The sequence below is a fragment of the Empedobacter sp. UBA7611 genome (assembly GCF_002484365.1).
Classification (GTDB): domain Bacteria; phylum Bacteroidota; class Bacteroidia; order Flavobacteriales; family Weeksellaceae; genus Empedobacter; species Empedobacter falsenii_B.
The window spans coordinates 71,182-97,473 of record NZ_DLJR01000037.1; the positions used below are offsets into that span (position 1 = coordinate 71,182).

Consider the following 26,292-nt stretch of genomic DNA (forward strand, 5'->3'; position numbering starts at 1 on the left):
AGAAGGACAAATGTATTATATTGGAGAAGATGATTTGTACTTGATTCCTACTGCGGAAGTTCCTGTGACGAATATTTACCGTGATACAATTGTAAAAGCAGAAGATTTACCAATTACGTTGACTGCATATTCACCATGTTTCCGTCGTGAAGCGGGTTCTTATGGAAAAGATGTTAGAGGATTAAATCGTTTACACCAATTTGAGAAAGTTGAGATTGTACGTATCGAAAAACCAGAAAATTCTTACGCTGCTTTAGACGGAATGATTGAGCACGTAAAAGGAATTTTAGAAGATTTAGAATTACCATACCGTATTTTAAGACTTTGTGGTGGTGATACAGGATTTACATCTGCAATTACATACGATTTTGAAGTTTTCTCTGAAGCGCAAGAAAAATGGTTAGAAGTTTCATCTGTATCTAATTTTGAGACTTTCCAAGCGAATCGTTTGAAATTACGTTACAAAGATGAAAACGGAACTCAATTAGCACATAGTTTAAATGGTTCTGCTTTGGCTTTACCACGTATTTTAGCCTCAATTTTAGAGAATCACCAACAAGCTGATGGAACAGTAAAAATTCCGAAAGCGTTGCAACCTTATACTCGTTTTGAGATTTTAGATTAATCAATAATCTGTCAGATAAATAAAAGCTCGAGAATTTCTCGAGCTTTTTTATGTTATTAAAATTGAAACTAAATCAGGTGTTTCAATTCTTTTTTCAAACTATCTTCCCAAGTCGGAATATCAAATTGATAAACTTCTTTTATTTTCGATTTATCCAATAAACTATACGCAGGACGTTTCGCTTTTGTCGGATAAGCTGAAGTTGGAACAGGATTAATTTCGATTGTTGAATTAGACAATTCTTTAATTTTTTGCGCAAATTCAAACCAAGAACATTTTCCTTCATTCGAATAATTAAAAATTCCATAGGTTAAATCATCTTTCAAAATAATCGTTAAGATTACATCAGCCAAATCAATTGCATTTGTTGGCGAACCAATTTGATCTGCTACAACAGAGATCGAATCTTTGTCATTAAACAACCTAAGCATCGTTTTAACGAAATTATTTCCAAATCGAGAATAAACCCAAGCTGTGCGTAAAATAATCGTTTTAGAATTGTTTTCTAATGCTAAATTTTCGCCATCTAATTTTGTTTGACCATACACCCCTATAGGATTTGTTTGATCTGTTTCTAGACGAGGTTGAGCTTCAGTTCCATCAAATACATAATCTGTCGAAACGTGAATAAAAGGAATTCCTTTTTGATTCGTGATTTTTGCTAAAAATTCTGTTGCTTTTGCGTTTACTAAATAAGCATTCTCTTGATCATCTTCAGCTTTATCAACCGCTGTATAAGCTGCACAATTGACAACAAAATCGAATGATTTATCTTCGAAATAATGATTAATTAATTCTTCATTCGTAATATCTAATTCATTTCGAGTGACAAAAAAACATTCAATTTCCTTGTAGTTTTTTGATTGCTCTAAAATCGATTGACCTAACTGACCATTCGCTCCGGTAACTAAAATTCTTTTCATATATAAAAAAAGCCACTAAAATAGTGGCTTGAAGGTATTATTAATATCTTAAAATTATAATCCTAATTCTTTTTTAACGTCATTTAATAAGTCGTATCCTCCAGCTTTGTAAACTAAAACACCTGCAGGTAAAACATATTTAACTCCTTTTTTTGCAGCAGCAGCATTAATTGCATCCATTACTCTTTTCTCGATTGGATCCATTAAAGCTTTCTCTTTTGCTTGCATTTCATCTTGAGCAGCTTTTGCATACGTTTCGTATTTCTTTTGCATTTCTTGCTCTTTCTCTTGGTATTTGTTCGCTGCAATTAATTTTTGAGCCTCTTCTTGAGATTTACCAGCTAAATCTTTTTGAGCAGTTTCCATAAAAGTTTTATAGTCTGCTTGTAATTTTGCGATAGCATCTTCGTGTTTTTTACCTAATGCTTGTAAATCAGCCTCTGCTTTTTTGTAAGCTGGCATTGATTCAATTACTGCTTGCGTATCAATATGTGCAATTTCTTGAGCGAAAGATAAAACGCTTCCGAAAACCATCATTGTAAATACTGCTATCAATCTAATTTGTTTCATTTCTAGTCTAATTTGTTTTTTAAAATTTATTTTCTTGTTTTATTGCTACTATTACTAGTTTTATTATTTCCAGAAGTTGATGTTTTTGAATTATTTGGTTTCAACTCTGGTCTTAAAGTCATTAATACTTCTCTACTTATGTCAAACTTTGGATCTGTATAAATCATGATTAAATCACTTCCTTTATCAAATACAAAACCATATCCTCTTTTATCTGCAACTTCTTTTGTCGCATTATAAATTTGATCTTGTAAAGGCTTTACCATTGATCTTCTCAGATTAACTAAATCACCATTTGGTCCATAACGTTTATCTTGCAAAATTCTTACAGCCGCTACTTCATCAGCTAGCTTTTTCTCTTGCTCTTTCACCTGTTCTGCCGTTAATAAAATCTTTTCGGCTTCGAATTCGGCTTGTAATTTAGCTAAATTTTCTTGTTTTTGCTCAATTTCTTTTTGCCAAGACTCTGTTTGAGATTTTAATTTGTTTTGAGACGATGTATATTCTGGTAAATTTTCTAAAATATACTGACTGTCTACATAACAAAATCTTTGCGCAAAAGAGAAACTTGCTAATCCAAAGAACAACGCTATAAAACTAATCCATTTTTTCATATTTGTGGTGTGTTAATTCTAAAATTATGCCAAAATGTTCTAAGCAAATTTATTCAATTTATTAGAATTGTTGTCCAATAATAAAGTGAGTTTGCCATCCTGAGCGTTCTGTTTGTCCAAATCCTTTATCAAATCCATATCCGAAATCGAATCCTAATAAACCAAATGCTGGCATGTAAATACGAACACCTGCCCCTGCAGAACGTTTTAATTCAAACGGTTTAAATTCACTTGTATTGTTCCAAACGTTACCTCCTTCCGCAAAAGTTAATGCATAAATTTTAGCTGTTTGGCTCATTGTGATTGGATAACGCAATTCTAATGAATATTTATTATAAATCGTACCACCTCCTTCTGGCGTAATATCTCCTGTTTGTCCACCAGAATTTGTTGCATCTTCGTAACCTCTTAATGAAATAATCTCACGTCCATCGAAACGATTTTGTGTAAGACCTGTTCCTCCTAAGTAAAAACGTTCGAAAGGAATTGTTCCAATTTTACGGTTATATGTTCCTAAAACTCCAAACTCTCCACCGGCTTTTAAAACTAATTTACCAGTTAATTCTTTGTAGAAATATGCTTTAGCTTTGAATTTATAATATTCTAACCATTTGAATTTTTCTACATCAGACATGTTTGTATAGTCTTTGTTATTAAAAGCTGAATAAGGAAATGTTGTCGTAAACGATAAACTAATTTCTGATCCTGATTGTGGGAAAATAGGATCTGGCCCAGCTGAATTACGTGTTAAACCTAATGTATAGTTCAAGTTGTTTGACGAACCATTCTCATAGTTCAAATTACCAACAGTCATCGCATAATTATCGAAGTTATATAACTGATAAGAAATTGAGTTTGATAAACGGAAATAATCATCTGGCCAAGTTAATAACTTTGTTAAACCAACTGATGCTCCTAAGATATCCAATTTCGATTTTATTCCATAATTATCGCGGTAATCGTATTGTGAATAATAAAAAGATGTTGATAAAGCTGTAGGGCGTTTTCCTCCAATCCAAGGTTCAACAAATGATAAACTATAATTTTTATATCCGTTACCAGCTTGTGCTCTTAATGATAATTGTTGTCCATCTCCCATTGGAATCGGTTTCCAAGCTTTTTTATTGAAAAAATTCTTCAATGAGAAATTCCCGAAAGTTAATCCTAATGTACCAATGAAAGTACCTGCACCATATCCTCCTTGTAATTCTACTTGAGAAGATGATTTTGGCGCAACTTTCCACTCTACATCAACTGTATTATTATCTTGATTTGGTTGAATGTCTGGAACAATTTGCGTTGGCTCTAAATATCCTAAAGAAGCTAACTCCATCATCGTACGTTTAATGTCCGATTTAGAGAATAAATCTCCTGGTTTAGTTCTTAACTCACGGTATAAAATATGATCGTGTGCTTCTGTATTACCGTTAATCGTTACTTTATTAAGTGTAGCTTGAGTTCCTTCAAAAATTTTGATTTCCAGGTCAATCGTATCATTTTTCACACTTTTTTCAACAGGAATAGCACGTGCAAATAAATACCCTCTGTCCATGTATAACGTTGAAATATCATCATCTTTTTCTGATCCCGAAATCTTTTTATTGATTCCGACAGCATCATAACGATCTCCGGTTTTATATCCAAAAATTCGTTGCAACTGCTCAGAAGTATAAATTGAGTTTCCAGAAAACGTTACATCTCCTAAGAAATATGGTTTTCCTTCGTTAACCTTAATTTTTACCAATAAGTTTTTATCATCAACTTTTTCGATATTGTATGACTCAACTTTAGCATCTCTAAAACCAACAGATTTGTATTCTTCAACCAATGTTTTTAAATCTTCCTGGAATTTTTCAGGAATCATTTTAGATGACTTGAAGATATTGATAGATTTCTGTTTGGTATTTTTCATCCCTTTTTTACGTAAACGAGCAGCAGTTAAGTTTTCATTTCCTTCGAAAATGATTTTCTTAATCTTTACACGCTCTCCACGATTCACATTTAATGTAATGTTTTCTTCGTCTTCTTTACCAACAATTGGCTGACGTTCTACATTAATTGTTGTGTTAGGATAACCTTTTCCAGTATAATAATCTTTAATTTTATTATTTGTCGTATTGATTAAACTTTGTGTAATCTTAACACCTGGATTTAATTTATTTTGTTTGATTAAATCTTCGCGTTGCGATTTTTTCACGCCGTTAATCTTAATTTCTCCTAAACTAGGAACTGAAACCAAGGCAAGCTCTAATGTTACTTCGTTACCTTCTATTTTATCTACATACAAGTCGATGTCAGAGAAAATATTAGATCTCCATAATTTTTTTACAGCATTATTTACCTTCGTACCTGGTAATTCTATCTCTTCACCGATAGCAAAACCTGCATAACGGATAATTTGATTCTTAGAATATTTAGAGTCACCTGTTACAACGATATCTTTCAATTTGAAAGTTCGTGCATTGGTATAATCTAAGACAAAATTATCTTGTTGTGTTGAATCAATGGTTTTCGTAGAATCTACGACTTGCGCTTGTGCCATGTAAGCTCCAAGCATACACATTGTCCAAAAAATTTTCTTCATAATCCTCTATTTCAGTTCGATTAGTTCGTTAGTTGCTCGCTTATCTTACCAAATCTACGTTCTCGATTTTGGTAATTTAAAATTGCTTTATAAAATTCTTCCTCGTTAAAATCAGGCCACAAAACCTCTGTAAAATATAATTCTGCGTAAGCAATTTGCCACAACAAGAAATTACTAATTCTGGTTTCGCCACTTGTTCTAATCATAAGATCTACCATAGGTAAATCGTGTGTATATAAGTTTTGATGAACTAATTCTTCATTAAAATCATTGTCGGATATTTCTCCGTCTTTGTATTTTTGGGCAATAGATTTCATCGCGTGTAATAGTTCTTCTTTCGAACCATAACTTAATGCTAATGTCAAAACACAATCTGTGTTGTCTTTCGTTTTTTCCATTGCTTGAGTCAAATCTTTGAATGCTTTTTTTGGTAATTTTGATAAATCTCCAATCACATTCAAGCGAACTCCATTTTTGTGTAATTCATTTATTTCGTCCTTAATTGCAGAACTTAATAAAGTCATTAAAACATTGACTTCTAATTTTGGACGATTCCAGTTTTCTGTAGAAAATGCGTAAAGTGTAAGATGTTTTATTCCTAATCTACGACATGTCTCTATAGAAGATCGAACAGCTCCTAAAGCACTTTTATGTCCAAAAGTTCTTTCTTTACCGTTCTTCTTGGCCCATCTTCCGTTACCATCCATAATGATTGCAACGTGATTAGGTATATTATTTTTATCTATTTGTTCTACTAAACTAGTTTCCATTCTTTTTTTAATCACAATAACAAGCAGGTCGACCAAAACTATATGTCAACGAAATTCCTGTTATAACATACCAATCTTTGTTAGATAGATTTCCGTAAACTACTTCATTATCATAAGGAAAATTTGGGAAAATATTTTTATATTCCTCACTAAATTTGCCTGTATTATAATCGATATAATCCACATTTGTATATCGAACACCTGTCTCAAAAGATAAAATCCAATTGTAATTGAATCTTACTTTATATCCAACTCCAAAAGGAATTGTTAAATCGGTATTATATTTTGTTTTTTCGATAATTACGTTGTTTGTTCCATCGTAATCATATTCTTTTCCTTTTGCAGAAAAAGCTCCAACTCCTACAAAAATATAAGGTGATTGCGCTTTTTCTTGATCATCATTGATGTTAAAGAAATTATACTCAAACATCAAAGATCCTTCTACAATATTATTTCGAAAATTTTTATTTCTTTCTAATTTGTAATACTCTTTCGAGCGGTGATCACTTGCTCCAACTTTTGAATAAGATATATTTGCTCTAAAACCCATTTGCGGATTTATATTAAAACGATACAACCCTCCAATCGAAACAGGCAGGAAAATTTTTCCATCAGGTTCAGTTTTAGTAGGAAATGGATTGATATAACTGGCTTTACCAATATCTCCAATCACATTTGCTCCACCAGCAAAAATTCCGAGTTCATGTCTTTGCGCAAAAGTTAATTGCGAAATACATAGTATAAAAACAAACAAAAATAATCTCCTCATAAGTTGTGTTATTTTTTCGGCTTTTGCTTTTTATCTTCTTTTAAATTCGAACAAATATAAACAAAAGTCAATTCAACGTAACTGATTTAACAAAAATTAAGAAGTTTTATTGTAAATTTTAATTCCTTTTATCTGAACCCCAAAGCATTTTTTCTCTCAAAGTTGTGAAATAAGTCGCGTCAATAGCTTCAACGATTAAGATTTTGAAGTCAGCTTTTTGTATCGTCAATTCGACGTCAGTTGTTAAAGGAAAGTTACGAGAATCTAACGAAAGGAAGTATTCATTAGCTCTACTACGTATTTTCAAGTCAATTTTTTCGTTTTCTGATACAATTAATGGACGCACATTAAGATTATGTGGCGCAACAGGTGTAATAACAAAATTTTGATTGGACGGATGAACAATTGGTCCACCACAACTCAACGAATATCCTGTAGAGCCTGTTGGCGTAGAAATAATCAATCCATCAGACCAAAAAGAATTTAGAAATTCATTGTTCAAATAAGCATCAACTGTAATCATACTAGTTGTTTCACGGCGAACTACAGTTACTTCGTTTATCGCAAAATTATTTTCAATTTCTACACCATCACTTCTTTTCACTGTTAATAAAGTTCGTGGAATAATGTTATAATCATCATTGAAAAAACTATCCATTTGCTCCAACAATACACTTTTATTAATTGTTGCTAAAAAGCCTAAACGTCCCGTATTTACGCCAATAATTGGAATATTAGAATCCTTAACAATTGTAGTTGCCGATAAGATTGTTCCGTCTCCACCAAAACTGAATAAAAACTTGACCGATTTGTCTAAATCATCATGAGAAGTATAGGTTTCTACATTATCAGTATCAAAATCAGTTGTTTCTTTTAAGATTTGAAGAAAATTTTGCTCAACACAAAAAGCAATTTCGTTCTGAACTAAATAATTAATAAATGGTGGAATAATATCCGTTAAAGACGTACTTGTTTTTTGTCCAAAAAGTGCAACTTTTATCATTAGGTATTCATGTATTTTAACAATTGTGCATAACGACTTTGCAGAAGTTCTTGTTTTTCGTCATTATAAAATTTTTGAATCACTTGATATCCATAACGTTCAAATGTCTCACCAATTGTCAACAAGTTCGATGAACTAAATTTCAGCAAAACATAAACGCTATCCTCCTTATTCCCAACAATCATCATTCCCAAAATTTTTCCGTTATTCACTTCAATAATATTAGAAATCGCGGTCATCGACAAATCTTTTTCCGCAATCGAAACTAACATCGAAACGCCTTGTGCAGCGACAAAAGGGAAATTTGCAAACGTGTTGATAATATCCGTTTCCGTAATAAAACCAACATAACGCGATTGTTCATTAATAATCGGTAAGATATTCGCCTGATTCGTATACATCATCTGAATTGCATCTAAAAGCGTACTCGATTCAGAAAGATAAAAACTCTCCAAATACGAAGTATAATCTACTTTTTCATCATCAATTGATAATTCAATCAAATCTTCTTCCGAGATATTTCCAACAAAATCCAACCCTTTAAACAAAGGTAAATGCGTCAATTTATTCTCTTGCACAACTTCTAAAAGCTGACTTGGAGAAGAATTAACTTTCCCTGGTTTTATCTCATTCGATAGATATTCGGTGATATACATGGCACAAATTTATATATTTTAATACATTAATTCTCTATTTTTAATGCTAATTCGGTTAAAATCATTGATTATTAATTGAAATTTAACCAATTTATTCTAAATTATTTAGTCAAAATATATTCCAAAAACTACTATTAATCAAAAAATAATGTGATTTACAATTTTTTAAAACAAAACTCTTCCTCAAATTAAAAAAAGAATGGCTTAAATTTTGTAACTTTGCAGTACCAATTTTAGCATTGAATGAAGAACCCATTATTTTATGCCAAAATCTTACTTTTTGGCGAATATGGAATTATTGAAAACTCGAAAGGATTAACAATTCCTTATAATTTTTACCAAGGTGCATTAAAATTTGAGCCTTCTGAAATTGCAGAAGAGTCAAATGCTCACTTGAAAAATTATGCGAAATTTTTAGAAGAGAATTTTGCAGATACTTTTGATACAAAATCTTTTTCGGAAGATGTTGCAAACGGAATGTACTTCGATTCTAACATTCCTCAAGGATATGGTGTAGGTAGTTCTGGCGCTTTGGTTGCAGCTATTTATGACAAATATGCCTTGAATAAAATTGATATCAATCAAAATCTAAACAAAGAAAAAATTAGCAAATTAAAAGCTCTTTTCGGAAATTTAGAATCTCATTTTCATGGAAAAAGTTCTGGAATTGATCCTTTGATTTGTTACATGAATATTCCTTTATTAATTCAATCAAAAGATGATATCTCGACAATTGGTTTACCTTCTGCAAACGTAGACGGAAAAGGAGCTGTTTTCTTAATCAATTCGGGTACACCAGGAGAAACGGCGCCAATGATTCATATTTTCTTCGAAAAAATGAAAAAAGAGGGTTTTCGTAAAACATTGAAAGAAGAATTTATTAAATACAACAACGCATGTATCGAAAACTTTGTGAAAGGTGAATACAATCCACTTTTTTCAAATCTTCAAAAATTGTCAGCTTGGGGTTATGAGCATTTCAGACCAATGATTCCTCAAAAACTGGTGAATGCATGGAAAACTGGAATTGATACAGATACGTATTACCTAAAACTTTGTGGTTCTGGCGGAGGCGGTTATGTTCTTGGTTTTACACAAGATTATGACAAAGCGAAAAGCTACTTAAAAGACTTCCAGACCGAAGTTATTTACAAATTCTAAAAAATAATTTATAAAAATATAATCAATGAACGTTCAGAAAATAATCTTAAAAGTTTTTGCATTATTTTCTGTTGTTCGTGGCTATAATTTAATTGTGTTAATATTGGCACAATACCTTGCTGCACTTTTTATTTTTGCGCCAGAAGTTGGTCATCGTCAATTGTTGACAAATCCAAAGTTGGACGGGCTTATTCTTTGTTCGATACTTTGTGTGGCCGCGGGATATATCATCAATAATTTTTACGATTTAGAAAAAGACGAACTCAAACGTCCTTTACAAGTTTATCTTCAGAAACAAGTTTCGCAAGGTTTCAAACTAACTGTTTACATTGTTCTGAATGCTTTAGCATTGATTATTGCAGCCTTAATTTCGTGGAAGGTTTTCATTTTCTTTTTGATTTATCAATTTCTAGTTTGGTTTTATAGCCACAAAATCAATCGATTTGCATTGATCAAAAACTTTTATTTGGTTATTATTCGTGTCATGCCATTTTTCGCCTTATTGGTTTATTTTGATCATTTCACGTTCAATTTGGCTTTACATGCTACTTTTTTGAGTATTTTATTATTGATTACTGATATTGTAAAAGATTTGAGTTCTCAAAAAGCAGATTTGATTTATAATTATGATTCAATTCCAATCAAATATGGAATAGATTTTACAAAAGTTTTGATTTCATGTTTAATTATTACAGAATTAATCATTGGAATTATTATCATTATGAAAAATGATGTTGGCGCGATGAAGTACTTTTTTATTGCTGCGAATATCGCTTTCACAGTGATTTTATTTATCATTTGGAGAATAAAATCGACACAAGCATATAAGATTTTACATTATTTTTTTAAGGGAATGATTGTTGCGGGTGTATTTAGTATCGTATTAATCGAAATAAATCCCTTAACTTTGCAAACTATTGCGCAAAATTTTAATCAGCGCATAAATTAATCAAATTCAGATGAATAACAGACGAAATCAATCCAACGACAGAAATTCCCAAGGCGGGAACAATCGTGGAAAAGGTGGAGCAAGAGGAAATTCTTCTTCTAAACCATCTTCAGGGAAAGGAAAACCAACTTTTGGTGGAAAACCATCAGAAGAAGGAAAGAAAAGTTTTGGACCAAAGAAACCGTTTAACAAACCAGGTGAAAAACCATTTGTTAAAAGACTGAAAAAAGCACCAGTTGATGACGGGACTATTCGTTTAAATAAATATGTAGCGAATGCAGGGATTGCATCCAGAAGAGAGGCCGACGAGTTGATCAAAACTGGAATCGTTACAGTGAATGGTCAAGTGATTACTGAAATGGGTTATAAAGTACAACCCGATGATGAAGTTCGTTTCGATGGTCGTAAAATCTCTTCAGAGAAAAATGTATATTTTGTGTTGAATAAACCAAAAGGTTTTATTTCAACATCAAATGATGAAAAAGGACGTAAAACTGTGATGGACTTAATGTCTACAGCAACTACAGCGAGAATTTTCCCAGTAGGACGCTTGGATAGACAAACAACAGGAGTTTTATTGTTTACAAATGATGGTTATTTAACTAAGAAATTAACACATCCAAGTCATGATATCAAAAAAATATATCACGTTACATTGGACAAAAAGTTAACAGCAAATGATTTGGCTGACATCAAAAAAGGTGTTCGTTTAATTCCTGAAGGAATTGCAGTTGTTGACGAAATTTCTTTTATTGAAGGTAGACCGAAAAATGAAGTTGGTGTAGAATTACATATTGGTTGGAACCGCGTTGTACGTCGTATTTTCGAAACAAAAGGATACGAAGTAGAAGCGTTAGACCGCGTTTCTTTTGCAGGACTTACAAAGAAAACTTTACAAAGAGGTGATTTTAGAAGATTAACGGAATTAGAAGTTAACTTCTTGAAAATGTTATAATACCTCAGCTATAAAATTTAAAAACCACTTCTAAAGAAGTGGTTTTTTTATGTTTTAATCTTTCGAAACCTTGTTATTATAAGCTTCCATCATCTTTTTATTTGCTTCTTTCACAAAATCATCTTTCTCAATTTGTGTCATTTTCTGACCTTTTGATGGAATTTTAATCACTTCGTTTTTAGATGCTTCTTTTATATTAATTGCTCTGAAAATCGTTTCATAACTTTCGTCTTTCATTGTTGTTACAGCTTTCAATTCTAAAATTAAACCTGGTAACCCATTGAAAAATATTGGTCCTCCTTTTGGTTGTAAAGTTGGCGCAAACCAAACTTCTATCTTAGAATCTTTGTATTCGGTTATTGCTTTTTTTACTTTAATTCCCAAAATTTCTTTTGATTCTCTACTAATTGTCCAAGTGTATTTAGGCAAATTATCTATTATTAAAATATTCTTGTTCACATAATTTCCTTCAATCTTATATTGTGAAGTTTTATAATCGATGTAAATATTATCATCAATTGTACTCATCGACATAGATGATTGATTTTGACTATTATCAATTCTTACAATTTCAGAAAAAAACGACTGATTTTCATTAAAAAGTAATTGATAGTATTTTGGTGTAGAATTGTTTTTATCTAATTCTGCCTTAAAAACAGGATCTTTTTCGTCAAAAAACATTTTATCATAGGTTTCATATTCTACTTTCCACAAATTTTGAGCAAATAGAAATGGAGAAAAAATCATTAGAAAGAAGAGTAAAGCTTTTAATTTCATAGTTGATTAATTATGAACTAAATATAATAATTATTTACAATAAAAAAGCGATTCAAAATTGAATCGCTTTTCTTATATTGAGAATTATTTCTTTTCAGAATTTTTTCCTTTGTTTTTCACATATTTCTCTAACCATTGATCTTGTTCCCACAACATGTGAAGAATATTTTCTCTGGCTGCATATCCGTGAGATTCTTTTGGTAATAAAACCAAACGAGTTGTCGCTCCCAAACCTTTCAATGCATTGAAATAGCGCTCAGATTGCATCGGGAAAGTTCCTGTATTATTATCTGCTTCACCATGAATTAACAACAATGGTGTTTTCATTTTATCTGCATTTTGGAAAGGCGCCATTGTGTTGTAAACATCTGGAGCTTCCCAATAATTACGTTGTTCAGATTGAAATCCAAAAGGCGTCAATGTACGGTTATAAGCACCTGAACGTGCGATACCTGCCGCAAATAAATTAGAATGTGTTAATAAATTCGCTGTCATAAACGCACCATAAGAATGTCCACCAACCGCAACTCTTTCACGATCAATATAACCTAATTTATCTACCGCATCAATCGCTGCTTTTGCATTGGCAACCAATTGAGGAACGAAGGTATCATTTGGCTCTTCTTTTCCTTCTCCAATAATCGGGAAAGCCGCATCATCTAAAACCGCATATCCTCTCAATGCCCAATAAATAGGACCTCCGTAAGAAGGAGAAGTAAATTTATTTTCAGAAGTTGTTACCTGACCAGCCGTAGATGCATCTTTGAACTCGCGAGGATAAGCCCACATTAACATTGGTAACTTTTCCTTTTTCGTTTTATCATAATTTGGTGGCAAGTATAAAGTTCCTGATAATTCTACACCATCAGCTCGTTTGTACGTAATTAACTCTTTCGAAACTTTGTTCATTGCTTCAAAAGGATTTTTTGTAAACGTTACTTGTTTTGGCTTTCCTCCTTTCTGAAAAATATTACGAACATATAAATTTGGATAATCTGATTTCGATTGAATTTGTTCTAAAATGATCCCTTTCTTCGGATCGATAACACGAGCAATCGCTTCTAATTTATCTGATTTCTGCGCTCTCCATAAACGAGAAGTTTTTTGCGTTTTGATATCAAAATCATCAACAAAAGGTAAAATTCCTTCCGCAGAAACTCCTTCTCCAACTAACATCAATTTTCCTTTGTTAATAGCTAAAACATTGTAACCATAATCATTCATTTCAGTTACGAAATTTCCAGGATTATTGTAAGCATCTTGCGAATTTCTACTGAAAAAACGGATTGGTTCTTGAGTTGGATTTGACGGATTGAACAAATAACTACTTTCGTTACGCGTGTTATACCAAGCATCTCTCACAATCGCAACCTCATCATTCCCCCAAGTCACTCCTCTGTAACGATCTTTTACTTTTACCAACAACTCTTTGTTCGCAGTAAAAGGCGCGGCAACTTGATAAAGCGCATCGCGATATTCCGCAGGCTTATTTGCATCACCACCATCTAAAGCCTCAACCCAATACAATGTATTTGGTTTATCTGCTCTCCAATACAAATTTCTTTTTCCCATAATCGTCGAAGAAAATCCTTTCGGAACAACTTCTTGTAACTCTTTATGATCAACTTCTTTTACTAATTTTCCATTGATATCATACACAATATCAGTTGAAGGGAAACTATTGTAAGTTACTAAATATGAAAAAGGCTTTTTGATTTCGTTCACCAAAACATATTGCCCATCTGGAGAAGTCGAAATATCCGTGTACATCGCAGCATCTTTCCATTTTGATTTTGCTCCTGTTTCGATATTAACTTTTACTAATTCAGAAATTGCTAATTGTTCGAAGTTAAACTCATCATTTTTATTTTGCAATAAATCTTGATAGGTTCTGTTTTGCGCTTCTTTTCCGTCAGCAACAGAAACTGTAGGTCCAGTCGCAATAGCATCTTTCGTATCAATCAATGCTTTTTTAGAAGCTGGAATTACATTCACAATTAATTCTGTATCTGAAATCCAATTGAAAGGACGACCTAAGTTTGCGTTTAATTTATCTTCATAAACTTTTATTGCAGCTTGCGTTTTTACATCAACAATCCACAATTCCACACCTTTATTTGTTGTATTTGTAATGGCAAATTTCGATTGAGAAGTATTCCAAGATTGATTAGAAAAACGGCCTTTTACAGGTAAACCAGCTATGGTTTTTTCTTTTGAAGTTTTCAGATCAAAATAAGTAATTTTCTCACTGAATGTTTCACGCGAATTAATATTTGTCACTGGATTAATTCGTAATCCTGCTAAACGTAATTCTTTTTCTGACAATTCATTAATCGTTTTGTATCGACTTCTGTAAGACAAAAATGCATTTTCTGCCTTTCGATCTGTACTAATTGATGGTGGCATATCCGCGTCTGCCAATTGTAAAATTTCTTGCGGAGGCAATTGATAAGTAACATTTTCTTGCGCTTTTACCGACGCTCCAAAAGTCATCGCTATAAAAAGCAACGAGTAAACAATTTTCTTCATGTGTTTTTAAGATTTTACTTTATAAAGATATTGAATCTTTAGTAAAATGATATGATAGAAGTTAGTTTTGACCAAAATGTATAAAAAAAGACGAAAAATATTCGTCTTTTGATTTTATCTTCTTTTACCAAATTTACCTCCTTTCGTATTTGTAGGTGGTTTACTTTTTCCTACTCTGGCTTGAGTTGTTGATTTTTTTACTGGCTTTTTAATTGATTTTCCTTTCGAATCTTTAAAATCTGGAGAAATTTCTTTTGTTTTTTTCGCTGATGATTTTTTTGATTTTGAAGCTGGTTTCTTTTCTTCGTGTTTTTCCGAATCTTTCGTCAAGCGATTGATTTCTGCTAATTCTTCTGCCGTTAAATCTCGATGTTGACCAATTCCTACATTCAACGTTAAATTCATAATCCGAACACGTTCTAATTTTTTTACACCATATCCAAAATATTCGCACATACGACGAATCTGTCTATTCAAACCTTGAATCAATGTAATTTTGAAAACATTTGTACTTATTTTTTCGATCTTACATTTCTTCGTAACCTGATTAAGAATCGGAACACCTTTCGACATTCGTTCGCAAAATTCATCCGTAATTGGTTTATCAACGGTTACAATGTATTCTTTTTCGTGATTATTTCCAGCACGTAAAATCTTATTCACAATATCACCATCGCTTGTCAATAAAATCAATCCTTGCGAATCTTTATCTAAACGACCAATCGGAAAAATTCGTTCTCCAAACGAAAGAAAATCGATAATATTATCTGGATCTGTAGGATCTGTTGTACACGTAACGCCCACAGGTTTATTCAGCATAATATAAACCGCATGCTCCTTTTCGCGCGGTTCTATTTCGACACCTTTTACAATCACCACATCATTTGGTCCTACAAATTGCCCAATTTTAGCAACTCGTCCATTAATTTGTACCAAACGATTTTCGATGTATTGATCTGCTTCGCGACGCGAACAAAAACCACTATCGCTAATATATTTGTTTAAACGCAAAAAATTAGTTTCTTCCATACTTGCAAAGATAGTTTTTTATCGATTTGAAATATATTTTGACAAAATTCTTTATCATTCTGCAAAACGATGAAACTTATTTATCTTTACAAAACCAAAGATTTTGAGAAATGAAAAAAGTATTTTTTTTGAAAACTTGCGATACGTGCAAACGTATTATGAAAGAGTTTGATTTTACAAGTTTTGATTTGCATGAAATAAAATCGACTGCGATAACAGCAGAAGAATTAGAAGAAATGAAGAATTTAGCTGGCAACTACGAAGCTTTATTTTCGCGACGTGCACAGAATTACAAAAAATTAGGATTGAAAGATCAACAGCTTTCTGAAGATGATATCAAAAATTATATTTTATCAGATTATACTTTCCTAAAACGTCCTGTCGTGGTAGATGGAGACAAAATTTTTATTGGAAACGAAAAGAAAAACTTAGAAGCCCTTGGGCAATATTTGAAATAGAAATCACACATGAAAAAAACAATTTTATTGAGTACACTTTTGATGAGCGCGAGTTTACTTGCTCAGAAAAAGAACATCACAATGGAGGATGCTGTACTTGGATTATCGACAAATTTACGTATCGAGAATCTAAATCAAGTACAATGGATTCCGAATCAAAATGCGTACACGCAAAATGTAAAAACATCATACGGAGAAGCTTTAATCAAGAAAGAAGTTCCATCTCTTAAAACTGATACAATTTTTAGAAGTTCTCAATTTGAGAATAAAAGAATTCCTTCTTTGAATTGGATCAATGATAAGCAAGCTTATTTTTCTACAAAAACAGGTTACAAAACAATTACAACTGCTGGTCAACAAAACGATTGGTTGAAATTACCTGAAAATGCAGAAAATATAGAATTCGACGCGACGAATAATCAAGTTGGATATGTAATTGACAACAATTTATTTTTTGTTGATAAATCTGGAAAAACACATCAAATTACCAAAGACGGAAAATATGAAATTGTGAATGGAAAATCGGTTCATCAAAATGAATTTGGGATTCACAAAGGAATTTTCATTTCTCCAAAAGGGAATTTAGTTGCATTTTATAGAATGGATCAAACAGCGGTTACAGATTATCCAATTATCGATTGGTCTGTACAACCTGCGGTGAACAAAAACATCAAATATCCATTTGCTGGAACAAAAAATCATACCGTTACGTTAGGTGTTTATAATCCAACCACTCAAAAAACGACTTTCTTAGAAATTCATCCAGAAGTTGATCATTATTTAACTTCGGTTACGTGGTCGCCAGACGAAAAACATATTTATATCGCGTTACTTTCTCGTAATCAAAAACACATGGAATTGAATCAATATGATGCTGTTTCAGGGAAATTGATTAAAACATTATTCAAAGAAGATGATGCAAAATATGTAGAACCTCAAAATGAATTACATTTTATTCCAGGAAAAAATAACGAATTTGTTTGGTGGTCGCAACGTGATGGTTTTATGCATTTGTATCGTTTCAATACTGATGGAAAATTATTAAACCAAATCACAAAAGGAGATTGGATTGTAACGGATCTTGTTGGCGAAAATGCGAAGAAAAAAGAATTCTTAATTATAACAACAAAAGATTCTCCGAAAGATCGTCATTTATATGCGGTGAATTGGGAGAATGGAAAGTTGCGTAAAATAACGACAGATGCAGGAACGCACAATGTATCGGTTTCAACGAACGGAGAATATGCAATTGATAATTGGAGTAATGACAACACGCCGCGTAAAATTGATGTGTTGGATGCAAATGGAAAATTCAAACAAAATATCTTAACTGCTCAAAATCCTTTGGCAAATTACAACACAGCGAAAGTTGAAAATGTAACGTTAAAAGCGGATGATGGAACAGATTTGTATGGAAAATTAATCTATCCAACAAACTTTGATTCTTCGAAAAAATATCCAGTTATCGTTTATTTATACAATGGTCCTCACGCTCAATTAATCACAAATCGTTTTCCTGCAACAGGAAATCTTTGGTATGATCATTTAGCGGAAAAAGGTTATGTTGTCTTTACAATGGACGGACGCGGATCGGCGAATAGAGGTCTTAAATTTGAACAAGCGATTCACGGAAATGTGGCAACTACAGAAATGAATGACCAAATGAAAGGTGTTGATTTCTTGAAAACTTTACCTTTCGTAGATGCGGAACGTATGGGAATTCATGGTTGGTCTTATGGTGGATTTATGACAACATCATTCATGTTGCGTAAACCTGACGTTTTCAAAGTTGGAGTTGCTGGTGGACCAGTTTTAGATTGGACGCAATACGAAATTATGTATACAGAACGCTACATGGAATCGCCTCAAGATAATCCTGAAGGTTTCAAAAACACGAATTTAATTAACCGTGTAAAAGACTTAAAAGGTAAATTATTGATGATTCACGGAGCGCAAGATAATGTGGTTGTTTGGCAACATTCGATTGATTTTATTCGCGAAGCAGTGAAAAATGGTGTTCAAATGGATTACTTTGTTTATCCTGGACATGAGCACAATGTTCGTGGAAAAGACCGCGTTCATTTGATGCAAAAAATTACAGATTACTTCGATTTATATCTTAAACCAGAAGGTACATCTCAAAAATAATAATCAACAAAAAACCACTTCTTACGAAGTGGTTTTTTATATTTTATGATGTGATGCTAAAACGGGTTCAGTATGAAAATTTAGAACAAATTTACTTCTTTGTAAACTCAAACTTTTGTCCAGCTTCTTCTACAGAAAATGTCTTTTTATCTTTTGCAAAAGTCAATTCCAAACCGCCTTGTTCATTCACAAATTTACCATCACCTTGATAATCTAATGGAATAGTTTGTCCACCAAAAACTAAATTCAATTTATCGTTTTCAGCTTTCAACACAAATTCTGAATTAATTTGTTTATTCGTAAATGTACCTTCGTATTCTTTTGGATTAATCTTTTCAACAGGTTTTACATCCGCCATATTGAATGTATTATTCTTCAAATCAATATCTGGTAAAGCTCCATTTGGATCCAATTTAATCATCGAAACTTCTTTTGTTGAAGGCACTTTGAATGTCCATTCTGTATTACGTTTCCAAACTTCAATCGGTAATTTAACTTCTTGAGAAGTCCCATCTTTAAAGTTCACTTGAACAGTAGTTGGCATTGGTAATTGTCCAAAATTTTCAACTTTCAAAATCAAGCCTTTTTTGTAATCTCCATCTACATATTTTGCACTGTTAATTCCTTGATCAATTGTCCATTTATTCAAAAACCAACCTCTCCAAAACCACGATAATTCTTCTCCTGAAACATTTTCCATCGTGCGGAAAAAATCTTCTGGCGTTGGATGTTTATATGCCCAATATTTGATGTATCGACGCAATGCTTTATCGAATTTTTCTTCACCCAAAATTGTTTCACGCAAAACTTTCATTCCTGCACCTGGCTTATAATACAACAATGCACCGATATTTCTTTCGCGCATATTATCTGGTTGAGTCGTTACAGGCTCAAGATTATCGCTGAATAAATAACCCGCCATTCGTTGTGCAGATTGCTTTTTGTAATATTCGCCATTGTTGAAATTCTTCGTCGAAATATCATTGATAAACGTATTAAAACCTTCGTCCATCCAACCATGAACACGCTCATTAGAACCAACAATCATCGGGAACCAAATATGTCCAAATTCGTGATCTGTAACACCCCAAAGTCCTTCACCTTTCGAAGTCATATGACAAAAAACAATCCCAGGATATTCCATTCCACCCTCATTTCCTGCCACATTTGTCGCCGCTGGATAAGGATACTCTAACCATTGTTTCGAGTAATGCTCAATAGAAGCTTTTGTATATTCTGTCGATCTTCCCCAAGCTTCTTTTCCATCACTTTCGACTGGATAAGCCGAAATTGCCAAAGATTTTTTACCACTTGGAAGATTAATTCGTGCTGCATCTAAAATAAATGCTGAAGAAGATGCCCAAGCAAAATCTCTTGTATTTTGAATTTTAAATTTCCATGTTTTAGTTCCATTTGAAGTTTTAACAGAATTATTTACCTCATCTGCTGAACGAATAACCACTGTTTTTTCACTGTTTTTAGCAGTATCCCAACGTTTTATTTGTTCTTTAGAATACACTTCATTCTGATTCAATAATTCGCCCGAACCAACTACATAATGATTTGCTGGAACAGTGATGTTTGCCGTAATATCTCCGTATTCTAAGTAAAATTCACCCGCTCCTAAATATGGTAATGTATTCCATCCCATAACGTCATCATAAACTGCCATTCTCGGAAACCATTGTGCCAACGTAAAAATCTTTCCATTTTTAGTTGGCTCAACTCCCATTCTATCTGCTCCATAATTTGGCGAAACAAACGAATATTCAATCTTGATTTTTGTTTTTCCTCCACGCGCTTTCAAATGATTAATCAAATCAATTTGCATTCTTGTATCGGAAATAGTATAATGCGCATCTTTTCCATCAATTTTGACTGATTTGATTTTATAACCTCCTTCAAATTGTGAATTAGAATCGCCATAACGACTTCCTGTCATTGGTAATAAAGCGCTTCCACGAGATTCTTTTTTGAATAAATTTTGATCCAATTGTAGCCACAAAAAGTCTAAATCATCAAAACTATTGTTGGTATATGTAATTTCAGATGTTCCCGAAATTTCATTTTTTTCTTCATTCAAACTAACATTCAGATTATAATCCGCACGATTTTGCCAATAATTATGACCTGGTTTTCCGCTCGCCGAACGAGTTTCTGTTGCATTATTCTGATAAAAAAATGGTTTGAAAGCTTCTTGATAATCATATTTTGGTCTTTCTTGTTGACCAAAAACCGAAATCGAAAATAAACTTATTCCTAAAAGTAAGGGTTTGAAATAATTTTTCTTCATGTGTGAAATTTTACAGTAATTATAAAATTACCTCATATTTTTCAATACGAGGTAATTTCAACTTTATAATTATTCTAAAATTTTAGTTTGAAGTTTTTAAATTCTTCTGGTGATGATTTTTTTGGTTGATTAATTTGTGGAAGTTTGGCAAGCTGCGATTTGTTATCGCCCATATGCGAAATACTTTGGTGTGCCACATGTTTAGCATACCAATCTAATCCACGCGAAGCGGCACTTGTAGACGAAGCAGAGATATAAAGTTTATCTTTTTTTGTTTCGATGACAAAGACATCTTCGTCATTTTCTTTTGGAATCTCTTTGAGTACAACTTTATTCTTCAACCACGGAAATTGTCGCGTAGCCAAATCTTTTACTGCAGCATATTGTGCATACAGTTGTGTACCCAAAATAAATAAGGTAAAGCAAGTAATAAATTTCAGTTTTTTCATTCTAATGTTTTGATTAGATGAAATTAAGGCTTTATTTATAATAAAAAAACTCATCCAAAAAAGATGAGTTTTCTATATTTTATTAATTTTTCTGAAAATTATTTCTTGTTTGCATAAAGAACTGGATTCAAATCCTCGTCATTATACATTTTCATTTGTTTATACACTTTCATGTATTTTTTACCTGCTTCAAAATCAGCCAACAATTCTTCAATCGCTGTTGATAAATCTTGATGTTGTTGATTCAAAACATCTAATTTCACTTGACAAGCTGCTTTATGCTCCGGTGTTGCATCTTCACGTTCTACCTCTTGTTTCATGTGATAAACCTTAAGCGATAAAATAGAAAAACGGTCTACAGCCCACGCAGGAGATTCTGTATTGTATGTTGCATCTGCTTTTACATCAACATTTGCATATTGTTGTAAAAACCAGCTATCCACATATTCTACCATATCTGTACGTTCTTGGTTTGATTTATCAATCCAACGTTTTAAACTTAGCGCTTCAACAGGATCAATTTGTGGATCACGAATAATATCTTCTAAATGCCATTGAACTGTATCAATCCAATTTTTTTTGTACAATAAATGAGCGATTAAATCTTCTTCGCTATATGGATTTTCGATTTGACGATTTACATCATCATATTTGTGATAATCATTGATACTTTGATTAAAAATAGACCAAGCTTTATCTGTGAATTTCATGTTTTGTTTTAGTTTATAAAATAAAAGCATTGTAATTGTATACGCAACTACAATGCTCTATTATCTAATTAAAAATATATTTTAATTTTCTTTTTTGTCAGAAGTACTTTCAGTAGCTTCTGATTTGTTATCATCTTTTGTTGCTTTCTTGAATTCGTTTAATCCAGAACCTAATCCTTTCATTAATTCAGGAATTTTCTTTCCTCCGAATAATAATAACACAACAAGTACGATTACGATCCATTCTTTACCTCCTAATCCCATACTGAATTGATTTTAATGCAAATATATAATTAATTTATTACATTCCCGCTACCCAAGAAGCAGGATTTTGTTTTGTTGTTCCGCTCCAAACTTGGAAATTCATGATTGTTTCTCCATCTCCACTTGTATAGATAATTCCTAAAGACTGACCACGTTTTACATCATCACCTTTCGAAACACTTACACTTGATAAGTTTGTATAAACTGAATAATACGAACCATGTCTTACCAATACAGACTTACCATTTCCAGATACACTCATTACAGCTTGAACAGTTCCTTCGTAAACAGCACGTGCATGTGCTCCACGATAAGTTGAAATATCAACACCACTATTTTGCGTTGTAATATTAGATAAAACTGGGTGAGAATTAGCTCCAAATCTACTTACAACCGTTCCTTTATCAACAGGCCAAGGTAGACGACCTTTGTTTGATGAGAATTCTCCCGAAATACCTTCAGAATCTGGACGTTCTGCAAAAGTCTCAGCCGGTTTTACTGCATCTACTTTTACAACACGTTCTTTTTCTGGCACTTTTACAACAACTTTCTGCTCAGCTTCTATCTTCGCTTTACGCTCAGCTTCAGCTTTAGCTGCTGCAATTTTACGAGCATCTTCTTCTTTTTGAGCTTTTAGACGAGCATCTTCTTCTGCTTTACGTTGTGCAATGATGCGTTGACGTTCAGCTTCTGCTTCGCGTTCTAATTGTTCAAATTTAGCAACTTCTGTTTTTGCTGTAGATACGAAACTTCCTGTTGGATGATGATTCAAATAAGATTGATACGCTTGTTTTGTATGCGCTGAACGTGCAATATTCCATGCTTTGGCATCATTCTCAATTCTTAAAATAACTGTACGAGCAGATTTCGCATAATCTCCTTTTGGGTTATCTCTTAAATACTCATTATAAGATGCAATTGTATTTCCTCGTTTAGCTTCGTTCCAATCTTTTAAATCTTTTTCTGCACGAATCTTTGCTTGTCGAATCTCTTCTTCAATAATTGCTTTAATCTGTGCATCAATTTGACGTTGTTGTGCTTCTTTCGCATTGATTTCTGCAGCAATAACACCTTCATTTTTACGGAATTCTTCGACCGCTTTCTCTTTTGTTAATCTTTCTTTTTCAAGATTTTGACTAAATAAAGTTTGCTGAGAAAGTACTTTTTCTTTTTCGTCTTTCGCTTTTTCTTTTTTTGCTTTTTTCGTCTGAATATCAGTTTGTTTACCAATTATTTCATTTGCTTGTCCTAATTGAAAAGCCGAATATTTTTCTAAATATTTGATACGACGATATGCTTCTCCCAAACTTTTAGAAGAAAGAACAAAAAGTAATTTATTTTCAACAGATTTGTTCTTATATGCTCGAACCAAAACCTGTTTGTAGTCTTTTTTTAGCTCAACCAACTCGCGCGAAAGTTTATTAATCTCTAATTGAGTTAAATAAATTTCATCCTCGATAAAGCGTTTTTCTTTCGATAAGTTGTTAACTAATTTTGTTTGTACCTGAATTTTTTTCGTCAAATTCTGCACAAAATCAACATTTAACTTCGAATTTTGCTTATTAACCTCGAGTTGTTTGTTTAAGTTTATAATCTCTTTTTTAAGCTGAGCATTCTGTTTTTGTAAGTTCGCTTTATTGTAAGGAACCTGCGCAAACACTGATAATGACAACGTTAAAAGTACAGTTGATAAAACAAACTTCATTATTTTATTTCTTTTTTCTTATACCCATTTGGAATTGAGAACGGTGTGTTCGTTTCCTGAAACGTAAAACTATTATATTCCAAGTCTATTTGACGCGTTTTTTTCTCTTTTATAATAATTTTAACATTTTTCGGAAATTCCTCTGCTCCAGCTTTTATCCAATTGTCATAAGCCAAATCAACTTCCATTTTTCGTTTTGGATCTTTCAGATGTGCTTCTTTCAATCGAAAACCGTTATCAAAAACATATGTTTGTATGTATTCGCCTTCTTTTGGAGAAGTCGCAATTGCTTGATTTTTATTATATGTAATCGTATATTGATTATTTGTAAAAGTAGCTGTATAATCTGTTGGATTAAGATCAACGAAAACTTTTCCTAGCATCAAATTTTGTAATTTTTGATAATCGATAAAATCAACTTTCAATAATTTATTTGCAATAGAAAAATCTCCTTCATAATATGTTCCACCGATTTTTTCGAAAGCAGAAAAACCATCAGGCGTAATCAATGCACGTGCACCTGTAAGTCCAAATTTCGTTGCATTAACCCATATCTTTTGCCCATTTTTCACAGCAATTGTAGCATTTGCATCTCCCAAATCTGCTGAAACTTTTGCCTTAATCGTCAAATCTTTGAATAATGATTTTTTTGATAAGGTTTGCTGAATAATTTTCGAAGAAGCTGAAACAACTTCTGTATTATCTTTATCTACTTTTGCTACTTTCTGAGTGTTACAAGCTGTTGCAAGAACTCCTAAACAAAAGATATACGTTAATTTTTTGATCATAATTTTTTTATGCTTCGTGAGATTTGAAATCCAATTCTGAGTAATCTCCTAAACTGATACTTCGCGAAACACCATAATATTTAGCATTATTTCCGATCATTGTATCTGTAAGATTTGCATTACTGATGATTGAATTTTCTTGAATCAAACTGTTATCAATATTCGAGTTTTCAACAACCGTTCCATTTCCTAATGAAACAAAAGGTCCAATTTTCGAATTTTTAATCACAACATTTTCTCCAATAAAACATGGCTCGATAATTAATGAATTGTCAATTTTTGCAGAAGACGAAATCGTTTTGAAATCTTCTTTATCTAAATTCAACACACGTGTATTAGTATCAACCGTAACCGCTTTGTTACCACAATCCATCCATTCGTCCACTTTTCCAAGCGTAAATTTATCACCCGCCGCACGCATATTTTCTAATGCATCCGTCAATTGATATTCACCACCTTTTTGAATATCATTTTCTAATAAATATTCAATTTCTTTATATAGCTTTTGTCCATCACGGAAAAAGTAAATCCCGATAATCGCCAAATCCGAAACAAATTCTTTTGGTTTTTCAACGAAATCTGTAATAACGCTATTATCATCCAATTTCACTACACCAAAAGCCGAAGGATTATCAACTTGTTTTACCCAAACAACACCATCCGACTCCATATCTAATTTGAAATCAGCACGGAATAATGTGTCTGCATACGCCACAACCGTTGGTCCGTGCAAAGCTTCTTTCGCCATCCAAATAGAATGCGCTGTTCCAAGCGGCTCCAATTGATGACAAATTGTTCCTTTTGCTCCTAATTTTTCTGCAATTGCAATTAAATCAGCTTCAACTTCAGCTCCAAAATCACCAATTACAAAAGCAATTTCGTCAATTTTTTCTGAACAAACTTTTGCAATATCTTCTACCAAACGATGTACGATTGGTTTTCCAGCAATAGGGATTAATGGTTTTGGTGTTGTTAATGTATGAGGGCGTAAACGAGAACCTCGTCCTGCCATTGGGATAATAATTTTCATTTTATTTCTAAAAATATTTTTTGTTAGATTGATATTTTATAATTGAATTAATTCCTTTTTAGATTCTTCGACAAGTTCAGAATGACAAAAAAAATATTTATTGTTTTCCTGTACTTCCGAAACCTCCAGCTCCGCGTTCAGTTTCATTTAAAGAGTTTGATTCTTCCCACTCAACCGTTTCATGTTTTGCGATTACTAATTGTGCAATTCGCTCACCATCGTTGATTATAACTGCTTCGTTAGAAACATTTGCTAAAATAACACCGATTTCTCCACGATAATCTGCGTCGATTGTACCAGGAGAATTCAAACAAGTTAAACCATATTTTAACGCCATTCCACTACGAGGACGAACTTGTGCTTCGTAACCTGCTGGTAGTTCAATGCTCAATCCTGTTGGAATTAATCGTCTTTCCAAAGGTTTTAATTCGATTGGTGCATCAATGTTAGCTATTAAATCCATTCCAGCCGATAAAGCTGTTTTATATTCTGGTAAAGCGTGTTTCGAGATGTTGATAACTTTTACTTTCATC

The 26,292-nt window shown here is 32.6% G+C and carries 25 protein-coding genes; 6 read left to right on the plus strand and 19 right to left on the minus strand.

Annotated elements, in window-relative coordinates; translation table 11 throughout:
- Positions 1 to 625, plus strand: a 625-nt coding sequence (locus B3R94_RS05560) for an aminoacyl--tRNA ligase-related protein (RefSeq protein ID WP_349680738.1), incomplete at its 5' end; no start/stop codon positions are given.
- A gap of 68 nt (positions 626 to 693) precedes the next feature.
- Here B3R94_RS05560 and rfbD read toward each other — a convergent pair.
- The 8 genes from rfbD to B3R94_RS05600 form a co-directional block, all read right to left on the minus strand.
- Positions 694 to 1,548 carry a dTDP-4-dehydrorhamnose reductase gene (rfbD, locus tag B3R94_RS05565; protein WP_038334743.1) on the minus strand — a complete coding sequence of 285 codons (855 nt, stop codon included), beginning with the start codon at positions 1,546 to 1,548 and terminating at the stop codon, positions 694 to 696.
- A gap of 54 nt (positions 1,549 to 1,602) precedes the next feature.
- Positions 1,603 to 2,118, minus strand: a complete 516-nt coding sequence (locus B3R94_RS05570) for an OmpH family outer membrane protein (RefSeq protein WP_114998374.1) — start codon at positions 2,116 to 2,118, stop codon at positions 1,603 to 1,605.
- A 26-nt stretch (positions 2,119 to 2,144) separates the two neighbouring features.
- A complete protein-coding gene (locus tag B3R94_RS05575) occupies positions 2,145 to 2,732 on the minus strand; it encodes an OmpH family outer membrane protein (RefSeq protein ID WP_286495463.1) in 588 nt (195 codons plus the stop codon).
- Positions 2,733 to 2,793: 61 nt separating this feature from the next.
- Positions 2,794 to 5,316, minus strand: a complete 2,523-nt coding sequence (gene bamA, locus B3R94_RS05580) for an outer membrane protein assembly factor BamA (protein ID WP_291099202.1) — start codon at positions 5,314 to 5,316, stop codon at positions 2,794 to 2,796.
- A gap of 20 nt (positions 5,317 to 5,336) precedes the next feature.
- On the minus strand, positions 5,337 to 6,086 hold the full coding sequence (locus B3R94_RS05585; protein ID WP_291099205.1) for an isoprenyl transferase: 750 nt from the start codon (positions 6,084 to 6,086) through the stop codon (positions 5,337 to 5,339).
- A 7-nt stretch (positions 6,087 to 6,093) separates the two neighbouring features.
- Positions 6,094 to 6,855 (minus strand): DUF6089 family protein, encoded by a 762-nt coding sequence (locus B3R94_RS05590; RefSeq protein ID WP_291099208.1) that lies wholly within the window; start codon positions 6,853 to 6,855, stop codon positions 6,094 to 6,096.
- A gap of 118 nt (positions 6,856 to 6,973) precedes the next feature.
- Positions 6,974 to 7,858 carry an NAD kinase gene (locus tag B3R94_RS05595; RefSeq protein ID WP_280062626.1) on the minus strand — a complete coding sequence of 295 codons (885 nt, stop codon included), beginning with the start codon at positions 7,856 to 7,858 and terminating at the stop codon, positions 6,974 to 6,976.
- The gene (locus B3R94_RS05600) at positions 7,858 to 8,514 is read right to left on the minus strand and encodes an HPP family protein (RefSeq protein ID WP_114998381.1); all 657 of its coding nucleotides are present in this window, start codon (positions 8,512 to 8,514) and stop codon (positions 7,858 to 7,860) included. Before B3R94_RS05600 ends, B3R94_RS05595 begins: the two co-directional genes overlap by 1 nt.
- Positions 8,515 to 8,757: 243 nt before the next feature.
- Here B3R94_RS05600 and B3R94_RS05605 point away from each other — a divergent pair, with 243 nt between their 5' ends.
- Genes B3R94_RS05605 through B3R94_RS05615 form a run of 3 tightly spaced genes read left to right on the plus strand, consistent with a single transcriptional unit; the run spans position 8,758 to position 11,579 of the window.
- Positions 8,758 to 9,675 carry a mevalonate kinase family protein gene (locus B3R94_RS05605; RefSeq protein ID WP_280049240.1) on the plus strand — a complete coding sequence of 306 codons (918 nt, stop codon included), beginning with the start codon at positions 8,758 to 8,760 and terminating at the stop codon, positions 9,673 to 9,675.
- 25 nt (positions 9,676 to 9,700) lie between these two features.
- On the plus strand, positions 9,701 to 10,624 hold the full coding sequence (locus tag B3R94_RS05610) for a UbiA family prenyltransferase (protein ID WP_114998383.1): 924 nt from the start codon (positions 9,701 to 9,703) through the stop codon (positions 10,622 to 10,624).
- 10 nt (positions 10,625 to 10,634) lie between these two features.
- Positions 10,635 to 11,579, plus strand: coding sequence for a pseudouridine synthase (locus B3R94_RS05615; protein WP_038334708.1), 945 nt, complete (start codon positions 10,635 to 10,637; stop codon positions 11,577 to 11,579).
- Positions 11,580 to 11,633: 54 nt separating this feature from the next.
- Here the strand turns inward: B3R94_RS05615 and B3R94_RS05620 are convergent, their stop codons facing one another.
- The 3 genes from B3R94_RS05620 to rluF all read right to left on the minus strand — a co-directional run bounded on the left by B3R94_RS05620 (position 11,634) and on the right by rluF (position 15,914).
- Complete coding sequence (locus tag B3R94_RS05620; protein WP_114998385.1) at positions 11,634 to 12,356, minus strand: GLPGLI family protein; 723 nt, start codon at positions 12,354 to 12,356, stop codon at positions 11,634 to 11,636.
- Between the two features lie 84 nt (positions 12,357 to 12,440).
- Positions 12,441 to 14,885 (minus strand): alpha/beta hydrolase family protein, encoded by a 2,445-nt coding sequence (locus B3R94_RS05625; RefSeq protein WP_291099211.1) that lies wholly within the window; start codon positions 14,883 to 14,885, stop codon positions 12,441 to 12,443.
- 114 nt (positions 14,886 to 14,999) lie between these two features.
- Positions 15,000 to 15,914 carry a 23S rRNA pseudouridine(2604) synthase RluF gene (gene rluF, locus B3R94_RS05630; RefSeq protein ID WP_291099214.1) on the minus strand — a complete coding sequence of 305 codons (915 nt, stop codon included), beginning with the start codon at positions 15,912 to 15,914 and terminating at the stop codon, positions 15,000 to 15,002.
- Between the two features lie 110 nt (positions 15,915 to 16,024).
- Here rluF and B3R94_RS05635 point away from each other — a divergent pair, with 110 nt between their 5' ends.
- Together B3R94_RS05635 and B3R94_RS05640 are read left to right on the plus strand one after the other, a co-directional pair.
- Positions 16,025 to 16,372 (plus strand): arsenate reductase family protein, encoded by a 348-nt coding sequence (locus B3R94_RS05635; protein WP_181816258.1) that lies wholly within the window; start codon positions 16,025 to 16,027, stop codon positions 16,370 to 16,372.
- A 9-nt stretch (positions 16,373 to 16,381) separates the two neighbouring features.
- Positions 16,382 to 18,520 (plus strand): S9 family peptidase, encoded by a 2,139-nt coding sequence (locus tag B3R94_RS05640; protein WP_114998391.1) that lies wholly within the window; start codon positions 16,382 to 16,384, stop codon positions 18,518 to 18,520.
- Between the two features lie 91 nt (positions 18,521 to 18,611).
- On the opposite strand, the gene B3R94_RS05645 is transcribed toward B3R94_RS05640, so the two are convergent.
- From B3R94_RS05645 to dut, 8 genes are all read right to left on the minus strand, one after another.
- The gene (locus tag B3R94_RS05645) at positions 18,612 to 20,813 is read right to left on the minus strand and encodes a M1 family metallopeptidase (protein WP_291099221.1); all 2,202 of its coding nucleotides are present in this window, start codon (positions 20,811 to 20,813) and stop codon (positions 18,612 to 18,614) included.
- A 74-nt stretch (positions 20,814 to 20,887) separates the two neighbouring features.
- Complete coding sequence (locus B3R94_RS05650) at positions 20,888 to 21,262, minus strand: alpha-N-acetylglucosaminidase N-terminal domain-containing protein (protein ID WP_291099224.1); 375 nt, start codon at positions 21,260 to 21,262, stop codon at positions 20,888 to 20,890.
- A gap of 98 nt (positions 21,263 to 21,360) precedes the next feature.
- Entirely contained in the window at positions 21,361 to 21,972 is a 612-nt protein-coding gene (locus B3R94_RS05655; RefSeq protein ID WP_291099227.1) for a DUF4254 domain-containing protein, read from the minus strand.
- A gap of 81 nt (positions 21,973 to 22,053) precedes the next feature.
- Positions 22,054 to 22,236: a twin-arginine translocase TatA/TatE family subunit gene (tatA, locus tag B3R94_RS05660; protein WP_038336575.1), complete on the minus strand. Its 183-nt coding sequence runs from the start codon at positions 22,234 to 22,236 to the stop codon at positions 22,054 to 22,056.
- Between the two features lie 37 nt (positions 22,237 to 22,273).
- Positions 22,274 to 23,941 (minus strand): murein hydrolase activator EnvC family protein, encoded by a 1,668-nt coding sequence (locus B3R94_RS05665; RefSeq protein WP_291099231.1) that lies wholly within the window; start codon positions 23,939 to 23,941, stop codon positions 22,274 to 22,276.
- Positions 23,941 to 24,729, minus strand: coding sequence for a DUF4292 domain-containing protein (locus B3R94_RS05670; RefSeq protein ID WP_291099234.1), 789 nt, complete (start codon positions 24,727 to 24,729; stop codon positions 23,941 to 23,943). The genes B3R94_RS05665 and B3R94_RS05670 overlap by 1 nt, the downstream gene beginning before the upstream one ends.
- Before the next feature lie 7 nt (positions 24,730 to 24,736).
- A complete protein-coding gene (locus tag B3R94_RS05675; protein ID WP_291099237.1) occupies positions 24,737 to 25,759 on the minus strand; it encodes a sugar phosphate nucleotidyltransferase in 1,023 nt (340 codons plus the stop codon).
- A 97-nt stretch (positions 25,760 to 25,856) separates the two neighbouring features.
- Positions 25,857 to 26,291 carry a dUTP diphosphatase gene (gene dut / locus B3R94_RS05680; RefSeq protein WP_291099240.1) on the minus strand — a complete coding sequence of 145 codons (435 nt, stop codon included), beginning with the start codon at positions 26,289 to 26,291 and terminating at the stop codon, positions 25,857 to 25,859.
- Position 26,292: the final 1 nt, after the last annotated feature.

What these genes read in the sequence shown, in the direction of transcription:
- rfbD (WP_038334743.1), bottom strand. Translation starts at nt 1,548, where the DNA reads ATGAAAAGAATTTTAGTTACCGGAGCGAATGGTCAGTTAGGTCAATCG.
- B3R94_RS05570 (WP_114998374.1), bottom strand. Translation starts at nt 2,118, where the DNA reads ATGAAACAAATTAGATTGATAGCAGTATTTACAATGATGGTTTTCGGA.
- B3R94_RS05575 (WP_286495463.1), bottom strand. Translation starts at nt 2,732, where the DNA reads ATGAAAAAATGGATTAGTTTTATAGCGTTGTTCTTTGGATTAGCAAGT.
- bamA (WP_291099202.1), bottom strand. Translation starts at nt 5,316, where the DNA reads ATGAAGAAAATTTTTTGGACAATGTGTATGCTTGGAGCTTACATGGCA.
- B3R94_RS05585 (WP_291099205.1), bottom strand. Translation starts at nt 6,086, where the DNA reads ATGGAAACTAGTTTAGTAGAACAAATAGATAAAAATAATATACCTAAT.
- B3R94_RS05590 (WP_291099208.1), bottom strand. Translation starts at nt 6,855, where the DNA reads ATGAGGAGATTATTTTTGTTTGTTTTTATACTATGTATTTCGCAATTA.
- B3R94_RS05595 (WP_280062626.1), bottom strand. Translation starts at nt 7,858, where the DNA reads ATGATAAAAGTTGCACTTTTTGGACAAAAAACAAGTACGTCTTTAACG.
- B3R94_RS05600 (WP_114998381.1), bottom strand. Translation starts at nt 8,514, where the DNA reads ATGTATATCACCGAATATCTATCGAATGAGATAAAACCAGGGAAAGTT.
- B3R94_RS05605 (WP_280049240.1), top strand. Translation starts at nt 8,758, where the DNA reads ATGAAGAACCCATTATTTTATGCCAAAATCTTACTTTTTGGCGAATAT.
- B3R94_RS05610 (WP_114998383.1), top strand. Translation starts at nt 9,701, where the DNA reads ATGAACGTTCAGAAAATAATCTTAAAAGTTTTTGCATTATTTTCTGTT.
- B3R94_RS05615 (WP_038334708.1), top strand. Translation starts at nt 10,635, where the DNA reads ATGAATAACAGACGAAATCAATCCAACGACAGAAATTCCCAAGGCGGG.
- B3R94_RS05620 (WP_114998385.1), bottom strand. Translation starts at nt 12,356, where the DNA reads ATGAAATTAAAAGCTTTACTCTTCTTTCTAATGATTTTTTCTCCATTT.
- B3R94_RS05625 (WP_291099211.1), bottom strand. Translation starts at nt 14,885, where the DNA reads ATGAAGAAAATTGTTTACTCGTTGCTTTTTATAGCGATGACTTTTGGA.
- rluF (WP_291099214.1), bottom strand. Translation starts at nt 15,914, where the DNA reads ATGGAAGAAACTAATTTTTTGCGTTTAAACAAATATATTAGCGATAGT.
- B3R94_RS05635 (WP_181816258.1), top strand. Translation starts at nt 16,025, where the DNA reads ATGAAAAAAGTATTTTTTTTGAAAACTTGCGATACGTGCAAACGTATT.
- B3R94_RS05640 (WP_114998391.1), top strand. Translation starts at nt 16,382, where the DNA reads ATGAAAAAAACAATTTTATTGAGTACACTTTTGATGAGCGCGAGTTTA.
- B3R94_RS05645 (WP_291099221.1), bottom strand. Translation starts at nt 20,813, where the DNA reads ATGAAGAAAAATTATTTCAAACCCTTACTTTTAGGAATAAGTTTATTT.
- B3R94_RS05650 (WP_291099224.1), bottom strand. Translation starts at nt 21,262, where the DNA reads ATGAAAAAACTGAAATTTATTACTTGCTTTACCTTATTTATTTTGGGT.
- B3R94_RS05655 (WP_291099227.1), bottom strand. Translation starts at nt 21,972, where the DNA reads ATGAAATTCACAGATAAAGCTTGGTCTATTTTTAATCAAAGTATCAAT.
- tatA (WP_038336575.1), bottom strand. Translation starts at nt 22,236, where the DNA reads ATGGGATTAGGAGGTAAAGAATGGATCGTAATCGTACTTGTTGTGTTA.
- B3R94_RS05665 (WP_291099231.1), bottom strand. Translation starts at nt 23,941, where the DNA reads ATGAAGTTTGTTTTATCAACTGTACTTTTAACGTTGTCATTATCAGTG.
- B3R94_RS05670 (WP_291099234.1), bottom strand. Translation starts at nt 24,729, where the DNA reads ATGATCAAAAAATTAACGTATATCTTTTGTTTAGGAGTTCTTGCAACA.
- B3R94_RS05675 (WP_291099237.1), bottom strand. Translation starts at nt 25,759, where the DNA reads ATGAAAATTATTATCCCAATGGCAGGACGAGGTTCTCGTTTACGCCCT.
- dut (WP_291099240.1), bottom strand. Translation starts at nt 26,291, where the DNA reads ATGAAAGTAAAAGTTATCAACATCTCGAAACACGCTTTACCAGAATAT.